General features: G+C 60.3%; 24 protein-coding genes and 1 tRNA gene. 13 read left to right on the top strand and 12 right to left on the bottom strand.

From position 1 onward, the window contains the following. Positions 1-27: 27 nt before the first annotated feature. Positions 28-1,188: a CaiB/BaiF CoA-transferase family protein gene (locus BJ928_RS11970; RefSeq protein WP_047629162.1), complete on the bottom strand. Its 1,161-nt coding sequence runs from the start codon at positions 1,186-1,188 to the stop codon at positions 28-30. Between the two features lie 233 nt (positions 1,189-1,421). Here BJ928_RS11970 and BJ928_RS11965 point away from each other — a divergent pair, with 233 nt between their 5' ends. Next, the gene (locus BJ928_RS11965; protein WP_047629160.1) at positions 1,422-1,835 is read left to right on the top strand and encodes a carboxymuconolactone decarboxylase family protein; all 414 of its coding nucleotides are present in this window, start codon (positions 1,422-1,424) and stop codon (positions 1,833-1,835) included. Positions 1,836-1,892: 57 nt separating this feature from the next. Here BJ928_RS11965 and BJ928_RS11960 read toward each other — a convergent pair whose 3' ends face one another. Next, complete coding sequence (locus BJ928_RS11960) at positions 1,893-2,282, bottom strand: hypothetical protein (protein WP_047629159.1); 390 nt, start codon at positions 2,280-2,282, stop codon at positions 1,893-1,895. A 329-nt stretch (positions 2,283-2,611) separates the two neighbouring features. Between BJ928_RS11960 and BJ928_RS11955 the strand changes: the two genes are divergently transcribed. The 4 genes from BJ928_RS11955 (at position 2,612) to BJ928_RS11940 (ending at position 6,270) form a co-directional block, all read left to right on the top strand. Further along, entirely contained in the window at positions 2,612-3,115 is a 504-nt protein-coding gene (locus BJ928_RS11955; protein WP_047629158.1) for a cupin domain-containing protein, read from the top strand. Positions 3,116-3,327: 212 nt separating this feature from the next. Further along, complete coding sequence (locus tag BJ928_RS11950) at positions 3,328-4,176, top strand: MetQ/NlpA family lipoprotein (protein WP_047629156.1); 849 nt, start codon at positions 3,328-3,330, stop codon at positions 4,174-4,176. Positions 4,177-4,538: 362 nt separating this feature from the next. Continuing rightward, entirely contained in the window at positions 4,539-5,624 is a 1,086-nt protein-coding gene (locus BJ928_RS11945) for a methionine ABC transporter ATP-binding protein (RefSeq protein WP_047629155.1), read from the top strand. Continuing rightward, entirely contained in the window at positions 5,614-6,270 is a 657-nt protein-coding gene (locus tag BJ928_RS11940; RefSeq protein ID WP_047629154.1) for a methionine ABC transporter permease, read from the top strand. The genes BJ928_RS11945 and BJ928_RS11940 overlap by 11 nt, the downstream gene beginning before the upstream one ends. A gap of 29 nt (positions 6,271-6,299) precedes the next feature. Here the strand turns inward: BJ928_RS11940 and BJ928_RS11935 are convergent, their stop codons facing one another. The 3 genes from BJ928_RS11935 to BJ928_RS11925 all read right to left on the bottom strand — a co-directional run bounded on the left by BJ928_RS11935 (position 6,300) and on the right by BJ928_RS11925 (position 9,169). After that, positions 6,300-7,298, bottom strand: a complete 999-nt coding sequence (locus tag BJ928_RS11935) for a prohibitin family protein (RefSeq protein ID WP_047629153.1) — start codon at positions 7,296-7,298, stop codon at positions 6,300-6,302. Positions 7,299-7,386: 88 nt separating this feature from the next. Continuing rightward, a complete protein-coding gene (locus tag BJ928_RS11930) occupies positions 7,387-8,418 on the bottom strand; it encodes a hydroxyacid dehydrogenase (protein ID WP_047629152.1) in 1,032 nt (343 codons plus the stop codon). 55 nt (positions 8,419-8,473) lie between these two features. Beyond that, complete coding sequence (locus tag BJ928_RS11925) at positions 8,474-9,169, bottom strand: DNA-3-methyladenine glycosylase I (RefSeq protein ID WP_047629150.1); 696 nt, start codon at positions 9,167-9,169, stop codon at positions 8,474-8,476. Between the two features lie 260 nt (positions 9,170-9,429). Here BJ928_RS11925 and BJ928_RS11920 point away from each other — a divergent pair, with 260 nt between their 5' ends. From BJ928_RS11920 to BJ928_RS11905, 4 genes are all read left to right on the top strand, one after another. Next, positions 9,430-9,690: a DUF982 domain-containing protein gene (locus BJ928_RS11920; RefSeq protein ID WP_047629149.1), complete on the top strand. Its 261-nt coding sequence runs from the start codon at positions 9,430-9,432 to the stop codon at positions 9,688-9,690. Positions 9,691-10,036: 346 nt separating this feature from the next. Next, positions 10,037-10,288: a DUF982 domain-containing protein gene (locus tag BJ928_RS11915; protein WP_183079397.1), complete on the top strand. Its 252-nt coding sequence runs from the start codon at positions 10,037-10,039 to the stop codon at positions 10,286-10,288. Between the two features lie 371 nt (positions 10,289-10,659). Then, complete coding sequence (locus BJ928_RS11910) at positions 10,660-10,914, top strand: DUF982 domain-containing protein (protein ID WP_047629147.1); 255 nt, start codon at positions 10,660-10,662, stop codon at positions 10,912-10,914. A gap of 121 nt (positions 10,915-11,035) precedes the next feature. Then, a complete protein-coding gene (locus BJ928_RS11905; protein ID WP_047629145.1) occupies positions 11,036-11,287 on the top strand; it encodes a DUF6074 family protein in 252 nt (83 codons plus the stop codon). Between the two features lie 107 nt (positions 11,288-11,394). Here the strand turns inward: BJ928_RS11905 and BJ928_RS11900 are convergent, their stop codons facing one another. Further along, positions 11,395-11,694, bottom strand: coding sequence for a hypothetical protein (locus BJ928_RS11900; RefSeq protein WP_245432286.1), 300 nt, complete (start codon positions 11,692-11,694; stop codon positions 11,395-11,397). 300 nt (positions 11,695-11,994) lie between these two features. On the opposite strand from BJ928_RS11900, the gene BJ928_RS11895 reads away from it, so the two are divergent. From BJ928_RS11895 to BJ928_RS11880, 4 genes are all read left to right on the top strand, one after another. Next, the gene (locus BJ928_RS11895; protein ID WP_047629142.1) at positions 11,995-12,249 is read left to right on the top strand and encodes a PilZ domain-containing protein; all 255 of its coding nucleotides are present in this window, start codon (positions 11,995-11,997) and stop codon (positions 12,247-12,249) included. A 245-nt stretch (positions 12,250-12,494) separates the two neighbouring features. Next, complete coding sequence (locus BJ928_RS11890; protein ID WP_047629141.1) at positions 12,495-14,048, top strand: hypothetical protein; 1,554 nt, start codon at positions 12,495-12,497, stop codon at positions 14,046-14,048. Positions 14,049-14,074: 26 nt separating this feature from the next. Further along, positions 14,075-14,764, top strand: coding sequence for a hypothetical protein (locus BJ928_RS11885; protein ID WP_052227511.1), 690 nt, complete (start codon positions 14,075-14,077; stop codon positions 14,762-14,764). A 22-nt stretch (positions 14,765-14,786) separates the two neighbouring features. Then, the gene (locus BJ928_RS11880; protein ID WP_047629140.1) at positions 14,787-15,548 is read left to right on the top strand and encodes a hypothetical protein; all 762 of its coding nucleotides are present in this window, start codon (positions 14,787-14,789) and stop codon (positions 15,546-15,548) included. 7 nt (positions 15,549-15,555) lie between these two features. Here the strand turns inward: BJ928_RS11880 and BJ928_RS11875 are convergent. The 6 genes from BJ928_RS11875 to BJ928_RS11850 all read right to left on the bottom strand — a co-directional run bounded on the left by BJ928_RS11875 (position 15,556) and on the right by BJ928_RS11850 (position 19,909). Further along, positions 15,556-15,632: transfer RNA gene (locus BJ928_RS11875), tRNA-Met, on the bottom strand. A gap of 162 nt (positions 15,633-15,794) precedes the next feature. Beyond that, positions 15,795-16,994: a tRNA 2-thiouridine(34) synthase MnmA gene (gene mnmA, locus BJ928_RS11870; protein WP_047629139.1), complete on the bottom strand. Its 1,200-nt coding sequence runs from the start codon at positions 16,992-16,994 to the stop codon at positions 15,795-15,797. A 273-nt stretch (positions 16,995-17,267) separates the two neighbouring features. Further along, complete coding sequence (locus BJ928_RS11865) at positions 17,268-17,921, bottom strand: CDP-alcohol phosphatidyltransferase family protein (protein WP_047629138.1); 654 nt, start codon at positions 17,919-17,921, stop codon at positions 17,268-17,270. Then, the gene (locus BJ928_RS11860; protein ID WP_047629137.1) at positions 17,911-18,312 is read right to left on the bottom strand and encodes a hypothetical protein; all 402 of its coding nucleotides are present in this window, start codon (positions 18,310-18,312) and stop codon (positions 17,911-17,913) included. The genes BJ928_RS11865 and BJ928_RS11860 overlap by 11 nt, the downstream gene beginning before the upstream one ends. Continuing rightward, positions 18,309-19,259: a phosphatidate cytidylyltransferase gene (locus tag BJ928_RS11855; protein ID WP_047629136.1), complete on the bottom strand. Its 951-nt coding sequence runs from the start codon at positions 19,257-19,259 to the stop codon at positions 18,309-18,311. The genes BJ928_RS11860 and BJ928_RS11855 overlap by 4 nt, the downstream gene beginning before the upstream one ends. Before the next feature lie 2 nt (positions 19,260-19,261). After that, positions 19,262-19,909 carry a lysophospholipid acyltransferase family protein gene (locus BJ928_RS11850; RefSeq protein WP_052227510.1) on the bottom strand — a complete coding sequence of 216 codons (648 nt, stop codon included), beginning with the start codon at positions 19,907-19,909 and terminating at the stop codon, positions 19,262-19,264. Between the last annotated feature and the right edge of the window lie 73 nt (positions 19,910-19,982).

Raw genomic sequence — 19,982 nt, 5'->3', positions numbered from 1 at the left:
CTAAATCCATCGCGACCTCTCGACCCCTCAACCGAGGTCGAACTCCTCCCAGAGCGCCGCATTATGCTCGCCAACGTGCGGGGCCGCACGCTCGAATTTCGGCCGCTGCCCATCGATGCGGATGGGCGAGCGGGTGGTATGCAGGCTGACGCCGTCATCGCGCCCGACCGTCTGTAGCATGTCGAGCACGCGAAAACCTTCGCTGCCGAGAAGCTCCGGCCAGTTCAGCACCCGCGCGCACCAGATATCGGCAGGTTCGAGGATTGCCAGCCAGTCATCGACATTGCGGGTCGCAATGCGCGCCGCGATCAGCGCCTTGATCTCGTCGCGCGATGTGAACCAGCTCTTCGGGTCATTGCGATAGGGCGCAAGCTCGTCCATGCCGAGCAGGTCGGCAAGCTTGGAAATCGGCGTCATGGCGATGGCGAGATGGCCGTCGGCGGCGGGATAGACGCCATAGGGCGCGGAAAGATAGGCGTGCGCGCTGCGGACATGCGAGCGCTCCGGCAGCTTGTTGCCGCTGTTCATATGCACGCTCAGCACCTCGACCTGCAGATCGACGAGCGCCTCGAGCAGGCTGGTTTCCACCAAGCCGCCCTCACCCGTCACGCCGCGACGCACCAGCGCTGCGAGAATGCCCTGGGCTGCCGCCGCGCCGGCCAGCATATCGCCGATCGCAAGGCCGAAGGGCACCGGCCCCTGTCCCTCATCGCCATTCAGCCACATGACGCCGGAGCGCGACTGCGCCAGAAGATCCTGACCCGGCCGCGAGACCCAAGGCCCCTCTTCGCCATAGCCGCTGATCGAGCAATAGACGAGGCGCGGATTGAGCTTGCGTGCCGCTTCATGGTCCAGACCCAGCCGCTCGATCACGCCGGGGCGGAAATTCTGTACGAGCACATCGGCACGGGAGATGAGCTTGCGCAGCGCGGCCATGTCGCGCTCGTTCTTCAGGTCGATCGCCAGACTTTCCTTGGAGCGGTTGATTGCATGAAAGATCGTGGAATCGCCGCTCTCGTGATCGCTGAGATAGAGCCCGCGCGAGAGATCGCCGCCGGCGGGACGCTCGATCTTGATGACCCTGGCGCCCAGATCCATCAGTCGGAGGGTGCAATAAGGACCGGACAGGAACTGGCTCATGTCGACGACAACAAGCCCGGCCAGCGGCAAGTCCTTCTTCAACGCCATCGATACTCCAGCTCCCCTGGCTCCACTCCGGCCAAAAGCATCTTTCCGCCTTGAGGATTATCCTCGTGACCGGCTTCCGCATCAGCCTCAATTTTCTTATGTAAATAGTATTTTCACATATGGATGGATTTTGCAAACGAAAAGAGGAGAGAAATTCCACGCCTATTCCGCTGATAATGGAGGGAAATGCGCTATGGTCCGATCCGTTCAGGATTGTTGAAAGGAGACGGAGAATGGCGACGGTCAAACTGCTTGATGATGCGGAAGCGGAGGCAATCCCGGCGGTCAAAGCCGTGTTCGACGACATTCGCGCAACGAGAAAATCCGACTTCGTCAATAATTTCTGGCGCGGCCTCGCCAATGATCCCGCGCTGCTGAAGCGCACCTGGGAAGGGTTGAAAGCCGTGATGATGGCGGAAGGCACGCTCGATCCGCTCGTGCGGGAAATGATCTACATCGCCGTCTCCACGGCAAACGGCTGCACCTATTGCGTCCATTCGCACACGGCAGCGGCCAAGGCGAAGGGAATGACGGATGCGCAGCACGCTGAGCTGCTGGCGGTCATCGGATTGGCCGGACAGACAAACCATTTGGTCACCGCGATGCAGATCCCCGTCGATCCGCAATTCGACGTTAGCAGCCGCTGAGAACACAAAAGGCCCGCGGGCGTGCCAGCGGGCCTTTCATAAACGGTTTTCGCTCTTTCAGCGGTCCGACTTTTCCGTCGCCTGAGTGTCCGCCGCAAGCGCGGCAACGTTGAGGCCATTGTTGACGGCCAGCAGCCTTTTACGAACCAGAACGCCCATCACGCGGGCGGCCGTCGAAAAGGTCATCGTGTCAAGCGGACCTTCGCCCTCCCAGGGCTTGGTCAGTCGCTCGGTCACCGCCGAGACGATATTGTTGGGCACGATGTCAGTGCATTCGCGCATGGCTTCGAACACGACGCTGATGGGATGGATACGTCCTTCGAACGTCACGATCGGTTCGGTTACTTCGCTGTCCCATTCCTCGAAGGCATAGAGCGCCTCGCGGAAGAGCTGCTGGAGGGTGATGGGGGCATGACCCTCATGAAGGGGCGGCAAGGCATTCGACATGTCTGTCTCCTTTCAATTGGAAGTCCGGCGCATATATGAAAGTTAATGATCTCCTACGGAGACCCAAGCGCTGCTTCTTCAGTTTGGCGCGCCTAAGTCGGGGGGTATAGCGCGGCAAACCATCTTGTGACCGGCGCAACGCGGGAACCACACGAAATGTTCCCACCGGTCATGTAACTTGATCAAGTCTATAGATTAATCTCGACTTGAAAAGCCTCTTTGCAAATTTTCTGTAATTCTCTTTATTTTTGAACGACTTCGCGTAGAGTGAAATGACAGCGCATCTGTGGAAGGCATGCGAATCTCCCCCCATAGCCGAAAGGACGACCATGTGCGGCGATCATGAACACGAGCATCCGGATGGTCACGATCACGGCCACCAACACGTCGATTGGCGCGAGCACGGCATCAAGATCATCCCCGGCAATGCGCTTGACCCGAACACGGCGCAGACGCCGGGCATGAACCGCGCGACCGCGATCAACCATGCGCGCGCCGGCGCGGAAAAAATCTGGGCGGGAACCGTGACGATCCACGCCAATGCCAAGACCGGCGCTCACCATCACGGCGATCTCGAAAGCATCATCTATGTCGTCAAGGGCCGGGCGCGGATGCGCTGGGGCGACAACCTGGAATTCGTCGCCGAGGCAGGCCCCGGCGACTTCATCTTCGTGCCGCCCTATGTGCCGCATCAGGAGATCAATGCCAGCCGCGACGAGATACTGGAATGCGTGCTTGTCCGCTCCGGCCAGGAGCCGGTCGTCGTCAATCTCGATATCGAACCGATCGAAAAGCCGGAGGAAGTCCTCTGGAAAGACCCCATTCATCGCTGAGACGATTAAATTTTGAGCAAATGCCTGTTTTGCCGCATAAGTAATCTATAGTAATTATAGAAAATTAGTTTGCTCTTTTGCGTTGCACTGAAAAGAGTTTTTCAGAACCGCAGCGCACAACGCATGATCCTGCTTGGCGAACCAAACGCGCGTCTGAGATTATCCCTGCGTCAACGAGAGAACGATCTCGATCATCTGGAACAGGATTTCCCATGACTGAAAAGCTTTCCAAAGGTTTCGACGCGCTGCGCCTTTCCCGCCGCGCCGGCCTTGCTGCCATCTTTGCATCCGCTGTCGCCGTATTCGGCTTGACGGTAACTGCTCCGCAGACCTTCGCCGCAGACAAGACGATCAAGGTCGGCATCATGAGCGGTGAGGACGAGGATGTCTGGCGCGTCGTGGTCGCCGAAGCCGCCAAGAAGGGCCTGAAGGTCGAGCCGGTCGTCTTCAACGACTACACCCAGCCGAACGAGGCACTGGAGCGCGGCGAAGTCGACGCCAACGCCTTCCAGCACAAGCCTTACCTCGACAACCAGATCAAGCAGCACGGCTATCACATCGTCGTTGCCGGCTATACGGGCATCTGGCCGATCGGTCTCTACACGAAGAAGTACAAGACTGTCGCCGAACTGCCGAAGGGCGCCACCATCGGCGTGCCGAACGACCCGTCCAACGAGGGCCGCGCGCTTCTCGTGCTGCAGCATGAAGGCATCATCAAGCTCAAAGACGGCACCGGTATTCTCGCCACGGTCGCCGACATCGCGGAAAACCCGAAGAACGTCGACATCAAGGAACTGGATGCCGGCATCGTCGGCCGCTCGATCGACGACCTTGACGGAGCTGTCGTCAACACCGACTGGGCGCTGAAGGCGGGCCTCTCGGCGCAAGACCGCATCGCGCAGGAACAGACCGAAGGCAACCCCTACCGCAACTTCATCGCTGTTAGGCAAAGCGACGAGAGCGCGCCCTGGGTCAAGACCCTGGTTGCCGCCTATCAGAATGACGTTGTAAAGGCCGAATTCGACAAGGTCTACAAGGGCACGGGCCAAAGCGCCTATTGATTACCAAACAGCGCGGGGGACAGCGCTGAATGGCAAGGCGGCTGGGGCATCTTGCCCGGGCCGCCTTCGGCGTTTTTCCCTCGGGATGCGATGACGCTCGCTGAGAAGTTCGTGGAGAGCATGCACCCCCTCTATTCCTTTCGGGACATCTCTCCCACAAGGGGAGAGATCGTGGGGAGTATGCCGCGCGCTCCGCAAAACAGATCAGCGAAGCATCCGCATATGCAATCCGTTCTTCCTGCTGATGGCTTGCCAAACGTTGCCAATCTCCCCCCTTGTGGGAGAGATGTCACGAAAGTGACAGAGGGGGGTATAATGGCCTCAATCAACTTGAAGGCCGCTTTTACACAAAGAGACAGAGAATGAATTCTTTCACCCCAGCCACATCAATCGACGGACAGGCGCCACCCGATACTTCGGCCGGCGACGAGATCGTCCGCCTGATCGATGTTCGCCGCCGGTTCGACACCACGCCGGCGCTGGATGGCATATCGCTGACCGCGCGCCGCGGCGAAATCGTCGGTATCATCGGCCGCAGCGGCGCGGGCAAATCGACACTGATCCGTTGCCTGAACGGGCTGGAACGTGCCGACAGCGGCGAGATCCACATAGAGGGCCGCGATATCGCGCGTTTATCCGAGAAGGAATTGCAGCCACTGCGCCGCCGCATCGGCATGGTCTTCCAGCATTTCAATCTGCTGTCCTCGAGGACCGTGGAGGAAAACATCGCGCTGCCGCTGAAGATCGAGGGCCTCGCCAAGACGGAACGATTGCAGCGCGCCCGCGAGCTGCTTGATCTGGTCGGCCTCGCCGACAAGGCAAAGGCCTATCCCTCGGCGCTTTCAGGCGGCCAGAAGCAGCGCGTCGGCATTGCCCGCGCCCTCGCCGCTCGGCCCGCCATTCTGCTCTCGGACGAAGCGACATCGGCGCTCGACCCGGAAACCACCCGGTCGATCCTGGCACTGTTGAAGGACATCAACCAAAAGCTCGGCCTGACGATCCTCCTCATTACCCACGAGATGGAAGTCATCCGCTCGATCGCCGATCGCGTCGCGGTCATCGATGCCGGCAGGATCGTCGAAGAGGGTTCGGTATGGACCGTGTTCGCCAACCCGCAAACGGAAATTGCCGCAAGCCTGCTCAGCGGCGCCCGCCCGCAGCTTCCCGACCATATTGCCGCCCGCCTCTCCTCGACATCCGGGGCTGAAGCCATTCTCAGTGTCGATCTCGCCGGCCCTGCCGCGCAAGGCGCGCTCTTTGCCGAGCTTTCGGCCGCTCTTCCCCGCTCCTTCCGGCTGGTCCATGGTGGCATCGACCATATCCAGAACCAGCCCGTCGCCCGCTTCTTCGTCGCTGTGCCGACGCGTGATCCGAGTTTGCCGACCCAGGTTAGCGATTTTTTGAAAGCCCGCTCCGCCCGGGTGGAGGTTCTAGGCTATGACAACTGACGTAATCCTCGGCCTGCTCTGGCGCTCCTTCTGGCAAACCATCTGGATGACGGGCGCATCGGGCTTTCTTTCGCTGATCATCGGCCTGCCGCTTGGCCTCGCCCTCGTCGTCACCAGCCGCGGCGGCATTGCCGAGCAGGGTGCGATCAACCGCATTCTGGGCATCCTGGTCGACGGCTTCCGCGCCGTGCCTTTCATCATCCTGCTCATTGCGCTCATTCCGGTGACGCGCCTGATCGTCGGCACGGCGCTCGGCACGACGGCCGCGATCGTGCCGCTGACCATCGCCGCCATTCCCTACTATGCCCGCGTCGCCGAAGTGTCGCTGCGCGATGTCGATCGCGGCCTGATCGACGCCGTGCGCGCCATGGGCGGCAATCGCTGGACCATCGTCCGCGAAGTGCTGATACCGGAAGCCATGCCCGGCATCGTCGCCGGCTTCACCGTGACCATGGTGACGCTGATCGGCGCGTCCGCCATGGCCGGCACCATCGGCGGCGGCGGTCTCGGCGACCTCGCCATCCGCTATGGCTATCAGCGCTACGAGACGAATGTGATGATTGCCGTCGTCATCATCCTGATCGTTCTGGTCTGGGGGATGCAATGGCTGGGCGATCGCCTCGCCAACCGGCTGGACCGCCGCTAGTTCGCCTCAAGCCCTGCGCATGATCGCCGCTATTCATGCTCCGCCGCCGGCGCGGCGGGGCTCTGGCGCGGATCGAGATTGAGCATCGGCACCGAAGCATTCGGCAGCATGGTGGTCGGCAATTGCCCGTTCCACTTTTCCGCCTGTGTCAGGAAGATCAGGTTCGGATTGTCGCGCAATGCATCGCCCCGGGCCTTGATGGCCTTTGCCTCTGCATCACCACGGAGCTGGATCGCTTCGGCATCCGCCTGTGCCTGCAGCTTCACGGCATCGGCCTGGGCCTGCGCATCGGCACGGCGAGCATCGGCGGCGGCCTGGGCCTGCGTCACGGTGATCTGCGCCTGCACCTTCTCGCGCTCCGCATTCTGCCGCAGTTTCTGCACCTCGACCTCGGCCAGCATGCGCTGCTCTATGCTGTTCTCGTAAGCGTCGGAGAAGTCGATGTTTTCGACCTGAACGCTGTCGATCTGCACCGGACCTTGAATGCCCGCCTCGATCGCCGCCTGGACATCCGTGTTGAATTGCGCCCGGTTCTGGATGACGGATGCGGCGGTGAACTTGCCGAACACCGTCTTCACATCCTGCGGCGCCCGGCGCGCAATGAGCCGCGATTCCAGATTGCTGAGCGAACCGAACTCCGAATAGACGTGCTCGACGGCATCCGCCGGCACATGCCAGGAGATGGTCACACGCATGTCGGCGGGCTGCTGGTCCTGCGAATAGGCCGCCATCTGCTGATGCTCGTTGGCCTGGCAGCTCGTGCCGTTCTGGCAAGTCCAATAGGTAACCTGCTGAGTGACGGGGATTTTGATGACGGTCTCGACCCAAGGCAGCTTGAAATGCAGGCCCGGTTCAGCGGTTCCGACCATCGCGCCAGTGCGCAGGATGACACCGCGCTCGCCTTGATCGATCGTGTACCACGAGCTGAAGACGAGCATCAGCACGGCTATGACAGCAATAATGCCGATCAGTGCCGTCACGCGGCCCTTGCTTGCCACGGACGCTATGTCGATTTCCCGGTTTGCCATCGATGTCCTCACCATTTCCTCATGGCCGAGACATAAATGAGTCGAACCGAAAATGCACTCGCAGGCAGGCTACGAGCCGACAGCTCGGTCAGTTCCGCGTCACGGGCTTCGAGCGCATGCGCGACACCGTTTCCCGCTCGGCGCGCTTGCTGCGCATCGGCGGCAGACCGCGATCCATCAGATCCATGTCCTCCAGCACCATCTCGCCCATTTTCTTGAAGGCGCTGTCGAGCGCGCCGGCACGATGGGCCGAGCGCAGGAAGCCCTTCAGCTTGCGCACGGGATGATCGAGGCCGAGCGGCTCCTCGGGATAGACGTCGCTTGCCGCCACGATATGCCCGGAAGCGACTGCGGCCATCAGCGCATCGAAATCGACGACATCGGCACGGCTGAGCAGAATGAAGGCGGCCCCGTTGCGCATTTTCGCAAAGGCCTCGGCGCCGAGAAAGCCCTTGTTCTCGCTCGTGACGGACGCAACCACGAAGATGAAATCACTGCCCGACAGCACCTCGTCCAATCCGGCGGGTTGAACGCCATGTTCCCGGAGGATCGACGGCGGCATCCAGGGATCGAATACCTTGATATTGGCCCTGAAGCCGGAGAGCACCCGATTCAGCGCCTTGCCGAGATCGCCGAAGCCTATGATGCCGATATCGCTGCCGGAAATCAGCCGGGCGCTCGCATTGCCGTCGCCGCCCCAAAGCTCCCTGCCCTCGCGGAAATCCCGATCGGCATCGGCAATCCCGCGCGCCAGACTGAGAGCAAATCCAAGGCCGATCTCGGCGACCGGCTCGGCAAATACGAGGCCGGTCGTCACCACATGGATGCCGCGCTCGAAAAGGACCTCATAGGGCATATTGTTGATGAGGTTGCTCTCGACATTCAGGATGCAGCGCAATTGCGGCATCCGGTCGAGCGTTTCCTTCGTTAGCGGCGGCTGACCGATGATGTAGCGCGCCTCGCCAAGCACCGCGTCGCCCAGCCCGGCGATATTCTCCGGGTCCGCCTCGACGATACGGTATTTCGAGTGCAGGAGTGACAGCGCCTCCTTAGTAAAAATAAGATGGAGCGAGCGCGGCTCGGGCGCGCTGATCGCCAAGGGCCTGCTGTCGGTCGTCATTCTGTCTCTCCCTGTGTCGGGACACGATCCAACATCATTCGAGCAAGCAGATCAATCAGGCCTCCTCTTCTTCTCCCGGCATTCCGACGGAGAAGGCGCAGATGCGCGAGAGATGGGTGAGCGGCAGACCCGTCTCGACATGCCAGGCATTGAACTGATCCTGAATAAGCCGCAAGTCCTTCTTGGTCGGTTTGCTCTCCGAAATCGGCACGCCGGAAAGCCTCAGGCAGACGAGAACGTCATGGCTCATGACGAAGCTGTCGCGGCCGATCGCCCGCAGCAGATACTGACCCGTCATGCCGCCGAGCCGGTTGGCCTGCTTGTCCAGGACGGCGAGCAGGCCGATCTGGTCCTCCAGCGGCCAATCGGCAAAGAAGCGGCCGGCACTGCCATGCTCGTCGGCAAGGCGGCGGACGAACTGCGCATTGGCCCTGACCGACATGATCTTGGCGCCATTGCGGATCACGCGCGCGTCGGAGGTCAGATCATGCCAGTAATCGTCCGGCGCGAGATTGAGGAAGGCAGGATCGAAGCCAGAGAAGGCAGCCTCGAAGCCCGCCCATTTGGAATCGATGACGTTGCGCACGAAACCAGCATAGAAGATATAGCGCGTCATCTCCGACAAGACCCGATCATCCGACAGAGCGCGCAATGCATCATGGTTCGGCACCTTGGGCATGAGTGCCCGCAGCCCGTCGGCCCCGCCTTTGCGCTTTTCGGCGCGCTCTCTGATCTCAGCAAAGCTTCCCATCGTCCTCTCCCGTCAACCAAGCGGCACGACAAGTCTTTTATGATCTCATCACCCCGCGCAAGTAATCTTCGCGCAATGATTCTCCGTGAAAAACACACTATCGAAAGTCATGACTCGAAAGTTGATCGCGCCGGCACGCGAATTGATTTCCCAGACGATTGAAACAGTTGCGGACTGCTCCAGATATCGTCTTGAAATTAACTTGAGATTTCGCACACCGTAGCGTTAATTTCGGCGTCCTCGGATCGGAGCCTTCTGCCATGAATAATAAAGACTGGAATTATCCCATCATGGTCATCTGCAAGCGTACCGGAAAAGTCTATACGGTCGCTAACACCAAGGAAGCGCTGGACATGCTGCTGAACGCGTGGCCCGTGGCTGAAGGCAGGGCGTTCATGATGGCCCTACAGGTCTGTGCCGATGTCGAAAGAGGACAGGGGCAGCCGCTGGAAGCTCGCAACAGCTTCGTTGCCGCGGCGTCCGAGGCTGGCGTCCCTCTCGAGATGCCGGTGGTTCAGTAGACCATAGGCCTTCTTCCAGCTTTCTTCTCAACTGAAACATCCGCCTGTCTCATTGCGGGATAGCCTGGTCATCGGATCAGCGGCAGTACTACTCCATGATCGTCGCTCTATTGGCAGTCATCCTCCTTGCGGTCTTGTTTCGCGGCGTGTTGCGCACCGTTTTTATCGGATTGACGATCCTCATGCTGCTTCTCCTGCTGCTCTCCATATAGGCCGGCGCGCGACGCGCCCTCCTTGAGGCGACATCACGCCACAAGGATCGCACCAGCCGATTTTCCGGAAATTGCGAAACTTTTTCCCGCGACAGGAGTTTCAGTCGCAATGTCGGAGCATCATCGAAATGAACATGATCTTTAATGCCGGCGAAGGCCGCTGGCTTGAGCCCGTATATCTGCGTATCGGTTATGGCATGCCAGAAGCAATCCGAGGTCCGAAGGAAGCCCATAACCATCTACTGTTTCGCTGGCCGGCCGTGAGAGGCGAAAAATATAACTCGGCTCGAAGTCTCTGCCTTGAAGCCGACACCGATCCCCTGCTCCACGAGAAAGCCAGAGCGTTGTTCATCGAGGCCTGCATCGAAGCCAGCGTACTGGACTAGATCGCTCCTGCGATGTCGAAGCCGCTGTCGACCCTCAGGATATGTAGAGCATTCTTATTCCCCGAGCCCCTTCATTGCGGGCACCCCTCCGGGGGATCAGGAGCGCCGTCCTTATGACGAAAACTCCACCGACATAGGGCTTCGAAGCCATCACAACTGCGTCTCGGCAAGGCTCTTTAAGACGCATCCCGTTTTGCGAGAAGTGTGCAATAATCCGGCCGGGAGCAACCGTTGCGGGAATTGATCGCCTGCATTTGCTCGCCGGGCGGCAGGAGCGAAACCAGCCTCGATGACATCGGTCGGAGAGCGTTCGATCCGGAACGCTTTTTGCTGTGTTTACCGAAGCATGAATGTTTCGGAGGTAATACGTTTTGAAACGAAACACATTACGGCCATTTCCAGCCATCACGCTCGTCATGGGGGAGAGTGGTGGAACGCGCCGCGTCAATTCGGTGCATCAGGCTGCAGAACTGCTGCTGGAGCATTGGCCGGTAGGAAATGGCGAAGACTATGTCGCGGCAGTGCGGATCTGCCTGGAAGCGATGCTCGGCGCCGTCCCGCCCGAAACCGTGAGAGAGGCCCTGATCAGGGCCGCGCGGGAAGCGGGCATATCCGTCATGCAGTGAAATCCTCCCACCTCTCCCGCAGCCTGCGGGATCTCTCTGACATTATTCACTTTTTATGAACGACTGGCAGCGATCTTGCCAACAGAGGCAGGCGATTCGCCCTGCCAATGACGGAGAGAATATGTCGCTTCTACCATTCCCGGCCGACAGGCGTACCAGTGATGTCCGGCGGTGTGCCACGGCCCTGCAGCAGCTTCATGGCGAGGCGGCAAACCGCTTCTGGCGCGCGCAGATGGCAAGCTTTGCCGCCGCCTTGCGCGAACAGGGAATGGAAGATGGCGAAATCTCGCGGCAGGCCGGCCTCTTCATGCATGCAGTGCAGATGGAACTGCAGCTTGCCTATGCCGACGAGGAACTGAACGCCTCGGCCTGACGACGTCAAAGCATTTTCGCCTTTGCTCGAATCGCGAAAACGCTCCAGCCGTTTGGCTTTACGCAAGTCCGGACGGAAAGCCGCTGCGCACTTTTCCTGGATTTGCTCTATTTCGGCAAACGGCAGAATGCGATAGATTTGTCGCCGCTGGTCGGCGACTTGATCTGCACCGTCCATTCTCCGCCCGGGAAATGGAAGCCCTTTGACGAAACAACGCCGACGATCTGTGCGCAGGCCTTTCTGGCATCGGCGCTCGGCAGATCGATCGTTGCCATGACCGCGTATCTCCGACTGGAAACCTGACACGGCGCAGTAAACAAGCCGGTATTGTCGATCATTTTGCAGACCCGAAACGCATTGCTCGCCGCATCGTCCGCAGCCACTGCGGAACTGGCAATCACCAGCATGGTGGCCGCCGCCAAAAACAGTCTCATTGAAAACCCCGATCCCCTATCGCGGCACGGTGCCAGAGCGTGTTTCGTGTTGCAAGACATGTTGCACGGATTTCCATCGGCTGTTTGAAAATACAACGCAAATGACGTCAACTTGTTCGCCTGGTGCCTCGACCGTCCGGCTTGATCTGGATGTCCGTAGCTTCTCCGTGACCACCAATCAGCGAAATGCGCTCAATTCGCAGCATCCCATTAACATCTTCGATATTAGAACATGGCATATTAGTAAAAAATGCAGAGCATGGAGCCAGCGCAATGACGGCATTCTCACCCGAAGGCCGAGCAGCCCTTCGAAAGCGAACGCTTCTCGGCGCAAAAATCATCTTCAACGACGGCCATTCGGTCTTCGATTGCCTCGTGCGGAATCTCTCCGACACCGGCGCCATGATCCAGATCGAAAACCCTCTCGCGGCCCCCAACACATTCAATCTTCAATTTTCGGACGACAGGCTGTTGGCTTGCACGGTGCGCTGGCGCAAGATCAACAGCATGGGTGTTCAGTTTGTGTGAGATGATCCATCTCCCCTGAGAGATGGAGCCACGATGTCCCTGATGGCCTGACCCGCTCAAGCCTGGCACAAGCTGCCGAACCTAGCCTTCCAGCTGCAGGACAAGGATTGGAAATCCGCTTGGATGAAGCGGCATCCGATCCGAGATCGGACTGTGTCTGCTGCCTGCACGGATCTTCCGAACCCCCACCGGAAGCCATCCCTCTGGATCTCGGGCACGAGCGCCACGGCGCTGGAGAACACGACGTGAATACAGCTCCGAACTCCAACCAGTTCACCTCGTATCTGATTGGCGCGCCAACGGGCGCGCCCAAACCTGCCCCAGCTCTGCCGATATCGCCCGAGGCCACGAACGCGCGCTCACTCCCGTCCGTCCGCACCTTCGATGTGTTCGACACGCTGATCGCACGGCGCTGCATCGAGCCATCAAAGGTCTTCGAGATCATTGCCAAGCGCGCAGACCTGCCGGCATTCACTGCTGCCCGCAAACAGGCCGAAGCGAAGCTCGCCAAGCATCCCTACAATCTCGACATGATATATGACGAGCTGGAAGCGGCATTGCAGCTCGACCCGATCGAGACTGCCGCGCTGAAAGCGCTCGAGATCGACATCGAGCTGGAGCAGGTCATACCGATCGCCGAAAACATGGCCCTCGTGCGCCACGGCGATGTCCTGATCTCCGATATGTATCTCGGCGCGGCAATCATCCGGAAGCTGCTCGACAAGGCCGGCCTCGACAAGAAGGTGAGCCTGATCGTGACCTCCGACGGCAAGCGATCCGGCGCGATCTGGCCGCAGGCACAGGCAAATCTCTCGATCGAGGAGCATCTCGGCGACAACCTACACTCCGACGTCGAAATGCCCGGCCGCTTCGATATTCCCAATCGGCACACGGGCATTTTCGGCCTCAATCCGGTCGAGGATGTCCTGATGCAGATCGGCCAGCGGCAGCTGGCGGAGCTTTGCCGCGAAATCCGGCTTTCGACTTGGTCTGCGAATGCCCACAGCCGGACCGTGCAGGTGGTTCAGGCGAGCTTGAATTTTCCGATCATGCTGCTCGGAAGCGTCGCTCTGACGAGACTTGCCGTCCAGCTCGACAAGCGTTCGATCCTCTTTTCCAGCCGCGACTGCGATGCCTGGATGCCGCTGTTCGAGCAGGTGGCCCAGCGACTGGGATTTGAATGCCAGGCAACCTACTTCTACACCAGCCGCCTTGCGAAGATGCAGCCGTCGCCCAGCTACGCTAGCTACGCGAGGCATCTGATCTCGGATCATGCGCTCATCGTCGATCTCTGTGGCACAGGCTGGTCGCTCGCCAATTTCGCGGCCTCCCTCGGCCTCGACAACGTTCCGGTGTTCTTTCTTCACAAGCTGCCGACCGCACCCGCCTACGAGGCGATGGCCGCGACGCCGCAGACCTGCCGGTTCCACACGCTCGTTCCGGCCGAAGAGACCGTCGTCCAGAACACCATGCTGGAAATGTGCAACTACGCCATGCATGGCATGGTCGAGGATGTGCGCCTCATTCAGGATTTCGCCATTCCGGTCTTTGCCAGCGACAACCGCTCGCCCGAGACGCTCGCGACAGTACAGGCGCAGCATGATTGCTTCCGTACCGGCCTGCAGCTCATGGAGAAATACGATCTCCATGAGGTCTTCGCGCTGGACGACGCATCGCTCGTCGCCGTGACGACGGCGCTCTATCAAATGCTGTCGCAGCAGATGGAATTGCGCTCCATCTACGGCAGCAGCCACACCGCGGAAGAGAGCAGCGTCCGCCGGGCGCTCGGCTGCGCCTAACATCAGCGTTTCCCCGGAAGGACGTCATGTCTGAACTCGTAGAACTCGCCGATCACTACCGGACCGACAAAGGAACGCAGATCGGTCACGCTCATAACTATGCGACTCTGTACTCGTTCCTCTTCGAGCAGTTCCGCAACCAGGCCTTTTCGATGCTGGAAATCGGCCTGGAGCGGGGTGGCGTAGAAGCGGGAGCCTCGGTCGACCGCGTCGGCAGCGACGTCCCGTCGATTCGCATGTGGCTCGACTATTTTCCGCGCGCCAAGCTTTATGGCTTCGATCTTTCCGACTTCTCGCATATTCGGCTGGAGCGCTTCGAATTCCATCGGGGCGATCTCGGCAGCATAGACGATCTCGACCGCCTCGGTGCAGCCCTGCCCAGGCTGAAGCTGCTTATCGATGACGGCTCACATGCGTCGTTTCATCAGCAGCTCGCCTTTCTGAAGCTATTCGACAAGGTCGAGCCCGGCGGCTTCTACGTCATCGAAGATTTTCATTGGCAGCCACCTTTCGAGAATTCCTTGCCGCCCTGCAAAAAGAGTGCGGAAGTCTTCGAGATCTTCCTGCAGACCGGCAAACTCGACATTCCCTTTGCCCATCCGGATTATCTCAGCATGATCGCCTCGCAGATCCAGAACGTCTATGTCCACCGCAACAATCGCGGCGGCATCAACGACTGGCACTTCAAGATGGTTGCACTGCAGAAGCGGCTTTGAGCGCTGCGCGAAAGGCGACGACATGTCCTACAGCATCGTGACCGGCTGGTACGCAGACAACAAGGCCCGCGATTACAGGGTTCTCGGCGACGATTTCGTTCGCTCGGTCGAATGCTTCGATATCTGGTATCATTGCATTCGCTCCTTCACCTCTCCGAGCAACATTCTGATCGTCGATTCGGCCTCCCCGGCGCGGCCGCGCCTTCCCGATGATCCCCGCATCAGCTGGGTCAGTCTCAAACGAAACTACGGACATGCGGTTCAGGGCCATAGCGCCCTTAGCGGCTGGTCGCGAGCGCTGCTGCTCGGCCTGAGTTACGGCTACGCCAATGGCGATCACTACACGGTGCTTGTCGAACAGGGAACGCTCTTCCACGGCAAGGATATCATCGAGCGCCAGATCGCCGATCACCCGGAAGCCGATATCATCGCGCCCAGCGGCTCGGGAACTCCGCAGCCCCTGCAGACGGGCATCCTGATCTTTCGCAGCGCCATCATTCCGAAATTCGTCGAGAACTACACGCGTGTTGCATCCGCGGATGACGCCTTGAGCCCGGAAAAGAAGGTGGCGCTAGCGGGAAATGGCATGAAGATCGCCTTTTCCAACCTGCTCTTCGGCCGCCGCCGGCCGCTCGACCTCTCAGCGGATCACTTCTTTCTGCGCCACGGCACGCTTGCCGAACTACACGCCTTCACGGCACGCCTCGGCTTCGGAGCCGACCTCCTGCCGGCGCTCACACATCAGTTGGTTCGCCTGGTGGAAAATATCGATCTGTTTCTTTAGCGAAAGATGGTAGCGGAGGAGGGATTTGAACCCCCGACACAAGGATTATGATTCCTCTGCTCTGACCTACTGAGCTACTCCGCCACGCTATGCTTGATATCGAATATCAAACACAAAGGTCAAACGAACCGCCGCTCGAAAGCGCTAGCTCGTCGGTTGAGCGGCTTATAAGGTGCGGTTCGGCTTGGTGTCAAGCAGATGATTTGGAAAAATCAGTGGTTTCTCCAAACCAATTCAATCCGCCCTTCAAGCTGCGACCGGGCTTGCCAAAAGTGCCTTCAGGGAAGCCTCCGCCATCGGCTCGCGTTCCGAGCGTTCGATGAAGCCGCCGCCGTAGACGCGGGCGTCGTCGCCTGGTGCCGAATAGAGGGCGCAGGCTTGCCCAGGCGCGACACCGGCCTCGCCGACCGTAAGGTCGACATAGATGCCGCTGGCGTCGGCGTGCAGCACAGCCGGGGATGGCGCGCGGGTGGAGCGGACCTTGGCGAAACAGGCAAAGCCTTCACCGGAGGCGGCCTGCAACAACGGCTCGTCGCCCAGCCAGTTCACGTCGCGCAGATAGACGCGGTGCGTTTCCAGCGCTTCCTTCGGGCCGACGATGACGCGGCGCGAGCGAGCGTCGAGATAGACGACATAGAGCGGCTCGCCTGTGGCGACACCGATGCCGCGGCGCTGGCCGATCGTATAATGCAGGATGCCCTCGTGCTGGCCGAGCACGCGGCCGTCGAGATGGACAATCTCGCCGGCAAGCGCCGCATTCGGCTTTAGCTTGGCGATCACGTCGGAATACTTGCCCTGCGGCACGAAACAGATGTCCTGGCTGTCGGCCTTCTTGGCAACGACAAGGCCCATTTCCTCTGCGAGCGCGCGTGTCTCGGCCTTCGGCATGCCACCCAGCGGAAAGCGCAGATAGTCGATCTGCTCCTGCGTCGTGGCAAAGAGGAAATAGCTCTGGTCGCGATCGGCATCGGCCGGGCGATAGAGCGCACGGCGACCGGGATTTTCGGCCGTCGGGTTCGGGCGCGAGCGGATATAGTGGCCTGTCGCCAGCGCATCGGCGCCGAGTTCCTTCGCGGTCAACAGAAGGTCGGCAAACTTGACGGTCTGGTTGCAGGCAACGCAGGGGATCGGCGTCTCGCCGGCGACATAGCTCTCAGCGAAGGGATTGATCACCGTTTCGCGGAAGCGCTTTTCATAGTCGAGCACATAATGCGGGATACCGAGCGTCTCGCAGACGCGGCGTGCATCGTCGATATCCTGACCGGCGCAACAGGAGCCGGCGCGATGGACGGCCGCGCCATGGTCATAGAGCTGCAGCGTGATGCCGAGCACGTCATAGCCCTGTCGCTTCAAAATGCCGGCGACAACGGAGCTGTCGACACCGCCCGACATGGCGACGACGACGCGGGTATCTTCCGGCCTCTTGTCAAAATCCAGTGTATTCACGGTCGTTGCCGCCAGTCTTCCACGATCTTCGATGCTGTCCTGAGCGGGATGACTTTTTCGAAAAGCCGCCACGCCTTCACTGTCTGATACTGCATGACCTTGTCCAAAAACCGCTACGCACTTTTCGGGATCATGTTTTTGCCGCCGGATGCCATGCAAAAGCGGCGAATTTTCATCATGCGGGGCCTTCGGCTGCTATTTGCAGCCAGCCTCAATTGTGGACGGATATAGAAAGGATTGCCACCCGGTGCAAGGGGTGGGCGAAATCGCGAATCACCCTCTGGCCTTCAAATGCCGGATCAGATTGCCCGCGCGCCGCAGGACTGTCGCTGCCGATCCGATGGCGACGATCCAGAGCGCGATCGTCAAAACCCAGCTACCACCGCTCCAGAGGGCCTCGATGATGGAGAGAAGGGCCGCACCCGTGGCCACGGCCATCCGATGCTGCTTGGCCATCGGGCCGCCGAAATCGCTGGGATTGCCGGTGGCGCGTCCAAGCTCGCGAACATAGGCGGTCAGCACGGCAAGGGCTGCGGCCGCCCATCCCAGCCCCGGCATTGCGATGCCATAGCCGATGCCGGCAAAGATCAGGATATCGGCGATGCGATCGGGAAACTCGTTCCAGAAAGGCCCGTCGGCCTCGCCCTTTCCGCCTTCGACCGCCACCATGCCGTCAAGCAGATTGCAGAGGAGCCGCAACTGGCAGAACAAGGCGGCAAGGATCAGCAAGACCACCCGTGTCCCCGCGCTGCCAGCCGCGCCGGAGAGCCAGAACGAGGCCGCGGCCAGCGCCGCCATGGCCATGCTCGCCTGCGATATCTGGTTCGGCGTTGCCGAAAGCGCGGTCATACGCCGCGCCAGCGCCTGAGCCCATCGCGTGTTGCGGCTCGCCAGCGGCCGCCTGTCGCCAGTTCCCTCACCCGTCATGGCTTCGCTGCCTCCCGCCCGATATCGAATAGTTGTAGATGGCCGCATAACTGGAAGAGACCAGCAGCGGCACGGCAATCGTCTTCAGTATTTCCGGCGTACCGCTGAGCGCATGGATGACGATCAGGATGGTCGCGGAGCCCAGGCAGGCGATCAGTGGCGGCGCCCAAAGGCGTGTAACGCCACCGAACTGTCGCGATAAGGCCTCGACCACCGATTTCAGGAATAACGTCAGACAGCCCGAAAGGAGGCCCTGCACCAAGCCGGCAATCAGAGGCCGTGGCATGGGATGCAGGCGATTGGCGAAAACGGCCCAGCCGCCCATGGCGAGGAAGGCGAAAAGCACATGCACGATGCTGCGGCCGGCAAGCGCTTTCAGCTTTCCGCTCATGACACGGACCACCAGAAGCGTACGAGATGGAAGAAGATCGGCGCGGAGAAGACGACCGAGTCCAGCCGGTCGATCAGCCCGCCATGCCCCTCGATCAGGTGGCCCCAATCCTTGACGCCGCGATCCCGTTTGATCGCCGACATCACGAGCCCGCCAAAGAAGCCCATGATCGTGATGACAAAGGCGAGAAGCCCGGCCTCCAGCGGCGTGAACGGCGTTACCCACCAGAGCGCCGCGCCGATCAGCGAGGCACTGACCACGCCGCCGACAAAGCCTTCCACCGTCTTCGATGGCGACAGCCGTGGCGCGATCTTCGTCTTTCCGAACAGCTTGCCCCAGACATATTGCAGGACGTCGCTGAGCTGCACGACGATCACCAGGAAGGCGATCAGCAGCACGTTGCGGCCTTCATAGCCGGGGATGTGCAGCGTCAGCAACGCCGGCACATGCGAGGCGCAGAAGACGCAGATCATCAGCGCCCATTGCACCTCGGCGATCCGCACCAGAAACCGCTCGGTATCGCCGCGCAGCACCGCGATGATCGGCATGAAAAGGAAGGCGTAGACCGGAATGAAGATCGAATAGATGCCGTATTGCTCAGCCCAGAGCAGGTAATATTGCACCGGCAGCGCCACGAAGAAGGCGGCCGCGAGCGCCCAATGATCCGCCCGTTTCGTGTTGATCAGCGTCACGAACTCGCGCAGTGCCGCAAAGGAGCAGAAGGCAAAGAGCAGGATGACGCCGGCCCGCCCCGCGATGAAGGCGATGCCGATCAGCACCACCATCACCCACCAGGCCTTGATGCGCGCATTCAGGTTTTCGATCGCGGCGTTCGATCCATCAGGCGACAGGCGCTGTTCCAGCACATAGCCGATGATGGAGGCGACGATCAGCACGCCGAAAATGCCAAGAACAAGATGAATGAGATCGGCGCTGGCTGCTTCCATGCTCAATCTCCTGCCCGCTTCGGCGCAAGCGCCAGCAGCGCCGCTTCGGCTCGCGCCAGGAATTCCGTCTTCTCCTCGGTCTCGCCGATATGCAAAGCCTCACCGAAGGTGACGGTGCAGATCAGCGGGATGGGCACGAACTCGCCCTTGGGCATGACGCGATTGAGGTTGTCGATCCAGACGGGAACGAGGTCGATATCCGGGCGTGCCTTGGCAAGATGGAAGAGCCCGCTCTTGAACGGCTGCAGCGGCTGTTCCGTGAGATTGCGCGTGCCCTCCGGAAACAGGATCAGCGACGAGCCGGCGTCGAGCGCCTGCGTCATCTGTGTGACCGGGTCCTCCTTGCGCGCCTCGCGATCCCGCTCGATCAGCACGGCATTGAAGACATCCCGGCCTATAAAACTGTTCAGCGATGACTTCAGCCAATAATCGGCACCTGCCACCGGGCGCACCCGCCGGCGCAGACGCGGCGGCAGCACAGTCCAGATCAGGATGAAGTCGCCATGGCTGGAATGGTTGGCGAAATAGACGCAGCGGTGGGTGCGCATGCCGCTCTCCGGCCAGATGGCCCTGACGGCGGTAATGGCGCGGGCAAAGAGCACGATCGCCACGGAAACAGGCTTGGCCAGCCATTCGATCGGCGTACCCATTCCTTCCCCGAGAATGTTCTTCCGCAAAGCCTCCATGAGACAAGAGATAGGCGCGTTCGATCGGCCCCGATAG

This window comes from Rhizobium sp. WW_1 (assembly GCF_003610155.1).
GTDB classification, from domain to species: domain Bacteria; phylum Pseudomonadota; class Alphaproteobacteria; order Rhizobiales; family Rhizobiaceae; genus Rhizobium; species Rhizobium tropici_A.
Note: the sequence above shows the minus strand (reverse complement) of the source record. Positions and strands in the feature narration are given on the sequence as shown.

Coding starts and splice junctions, on each gene's coding strand:
- BJ928_RS11935 (WP_047629153.1), bottom strand. CDS start 7,298: ATGGCAAACCGGGAAATCGACATAGCGTCCGTGGCAAGCAAGGGCCGC.
- BJ928_RS11925 (WP_047629150.1), bottom strand. CDS start 9,169: ATGGGAAGCTTTGCTGAGATCAGAGAGCGCGCCGAAAAGCGCAAAGGC.
- BJ928_RS11930 (WP_047629152.1), bottom strand. CDS start 8,418: ATGACGACCGACAGCAGGCCCTTGGCGATCAGCGCGCCCGAGCCGCGC.
- BJ928_RS11865 (WP_047629138.1), bottom strand. CDS start 17,921: ATGACGGGTGAGGGAACTGGCGACAGGCGGCCGCTGGCGAGCCGCAAC.
- BJ928_RS11885 (WP_052227511.1), top strand. CDS start 14,075: ATGTCTGAACTCGTAGAACTCGCCGATCACTACCGGACCGACAAAGGA.
- BJ928_RS11900 (WP_245432286.1), bottom strand. CDS start 11,694: ATGCTGGTGATTGCCAGTTCCGCAGTGGCTGCGGACGATGCGGCGAGC.
- BJ928_RS11905 (WP_047629145.1), top strand. CDS start 11,036: ATGTCGCTTCTACCATTCCCGGCCGACAGGCGTACCAGTGATGTCCGG.
- BJ928_RS11895 (WP_047629142.1), top strand. CDS start 11,995: ATGACGGCATTCTCACCCGAAGGCCGAGCAGCCCTTCGAAAGCGAACG.
- BJ928_RS11950 (WP_047629156.1), top strand. CDS start 3,328: ATGACTGAAAAGCTTTCCAAAGGTTTCGACGCGCTGCGCCTTTCCCGC.
- BJ928_RS11955 (WP_047629158.1), top strand. CDS start 2,612: ATGTGCGGCGATCATGAACACGAGCATCCGGATGGTCACGATCACGGC.
- BJ928_RS11965 (WP_047629160.1), top strand. CDS start 1,422: ATGGCGACGGTCAAACTGCTTGATGATGCGGAAGCGGAGGCAATCCCG.
- BJ928_RS11915 (WP_183079397.1), top strand. CDS start 10,037: ATGATCTTTAATGCCGGCGAAGGCCGCTGGCTTGAGCCCGTATATCTG.
- BJ928_RS11920 (WP_047629149.1), top strand. CDS start 9,430: ATGAATAATAAAGACTGGAATTATCCCATCATGGTCATCTGCAAGCGT.
- BJ928_RS11945 (WP_047629155.1), top strand. CDS start 4,539: ATGAATTCTTTCACCCCAGCCACATCAATCGACGGACAGGCGCCACCC.
- BJ928_RS11940 (WP_047629154.1), top strand. CDS start 5,614: ATGACAACTGACGTAATCCTCGGCCTGCTCTGGCGCTCCTTCTGGCAA.
- BJ928_RS11860 (WP_047629137.1), bottom strand. CDS start 18,312: ATGAGCGGAAAGCTGAAAGCGCTTGCCGGCCGCAGCATCGTGCATGTG.
- BJ928_RS11855 (WP_047629136.1), bottom strand. CDS start 19,259: ATGGAAGCAGCCAGCGCCGATCTCATTCATCTTGTTCTTGGCATTTTC.
- BJ928_RS11970 (WP_047629162.1), bottom strand. CDS start 1,188: ATGGCGTTGAAGAAGGACTTGCCGCTGGCCGGGCTTGTTGTCGTCGAC.
- BJ928_RS11880 (WP_047629140.1), top strand. CDS start 14,787: ATGTCCTACAGCATCGTGACCGGCTGGTACGCAGACAACAAGGCCCGC.
- BJ928_RS11960 (WP_047629159.1), bottom strand. CDS start 2,282: ATGTCGAATGCCTTGCCGCCCCTTCATGAGGGTCATGCCCCCATCACC.
- BJ928_RS11850 (WP_052227510.1), bottom strand. CDS start 19,909: ATGGGTACGCCGATCGAATGGCTGGCCAAGCCTGTTTCCGTGGCGATC.